Below are 1,273 nucleotides of genomic sequence, written 5' to 3'. Positions count from 1 at the left end.
CCCCTGAAAAAGCAAGAAAAAGTCATACACAATAAGGTCATTTATTGGTGAGTGCAAAATTGATCTTATTTTTTGTATTGAGAGTTTTTAGAGGTTCCCTTGGGTATAAAGATGCAATTAATGAAGGACCATGTCCAAATGTATTAAATGCAGTATTTCTTTCTGTATGTGGTCACCATCCGACTTGAATTTTTTCACCATCAGGTGTTATTACCTCTAGTCCCAGCAAATTGTCAGTTCTTTGGTGACGTAATCCAACCCCACGCTCTAAGGTATTACCTACACACGCTTGTGTGCCCAGAGGAAGCTGTCACGTTCAACATTCGTGAACTATCTTTTAATCGCTTAGCTAAATTTAGCTGTGCTACACTAGGTTCTATTATAGCCCATCCATTTTCAATATTTATTTTTCCATATGAAAGGTTAAAACCACCGACTTTAGTCGGTCAGCTTTAGCTGCGATACTCTGTTGCACGAGAGGTGCAATATGGATTACAGATATGGCAGCCACATGGTATTTCAGATTGAGTATCATTTCGTGTGGGTAACGAAATACCGATACAAAGTACTGACAGGTGAAGTTGGCCTACGGGTGCGAGAGTGAGTTCGTCAGACATGTGAAGCGTTTGAAATCAGGATAGTAGAGGAGTCGTGAGCAAAGATCATGTACACATACTGGTGAGTTGTCCTCCGACCTTAGCGCCCTCAGAAATCATGAGGCGAATAAAGGGAAGGACAGCGAGCAAGTTGTTTGAAGAGTTTGCTCACCTGAAAAAGCGTTACTGCGGTCAGCATTTTTGGGGCAGAGGCTATTTTTATGCGACGGCAGGTCAGTTAACGGAAGAGATGATAAAGGCCTATCTGGCGCATCATTTTGAACCAAACCCGAATGATAACTTCAGGCTGGATAATTGACGCATCGTTCAGCCGATGCGTATCCGGACTTTCAGTCCGTTAATCACTAACCCACCGACTTTAGTCGGTGGTTGTTGAGTTTTATGGTTATTGGGAGCAAAAAAGCTTTATGCTGTTGTTGCAGACCAAAAATGGCATTCTAAATTAATTAACTATCCAGTTAATCAAGAAGTAATAAAAGGTTACCATCAGGCTTTAAAAATATTACGTGCATTTTCACCCGATGTGCAATCTTTACCACCTGATTTATTCCCTGTAATAAGTTAACCAGATAAATTATCTGCATTGTTGCTATAATCAATAACACGATAATCAGATTTTCCGGCTGTTTTTATGAAATCGCAGATAACACTTTCTG

1 protein-coding gene and 1 pseudogene are annotated in these 1,273 nt (G+C 40.4%); both read left to right on the top strand.

The features are described from left to right. Nucleotides 1-487: 487 nt before the first annotated feature. Nucleotides 488-915: pseudogene (gene tnpA, locus Xbud_RS18965) on the top strand (IS200/IS605 family transposase). Nucleotides 916-1,005: 90 nt separating this feature from the next. Then, a complete protein-coding gene (locus Xbud_RS20010; protein WP_169923120.1) occupies nucleotides 1,006-1,182 on the top strand; it encodes a hypothetical protein in 177 nt (58 codons plus the stop codon). The last annotated feature ends 91 nt before the right edge of the window (nucleotides 1,183-1,273 follow it).

It is taken from the genome of Xenorhabdus budapestensis (assembly GCF_002632465.1).
In the GTDB taxonomy this organism is placed as follows: Bacteria; Pseudomonadota; Gammaproteobacteria; order Enterobacterales; family Enterobacteriaceae; genus Xenorhabdus; species Xenorhabdus budapestensis.
Note: the sequence above shows the minus strand (reverse complement) of the source record. Positions and strands in the feature narration are given on the sequence as shown.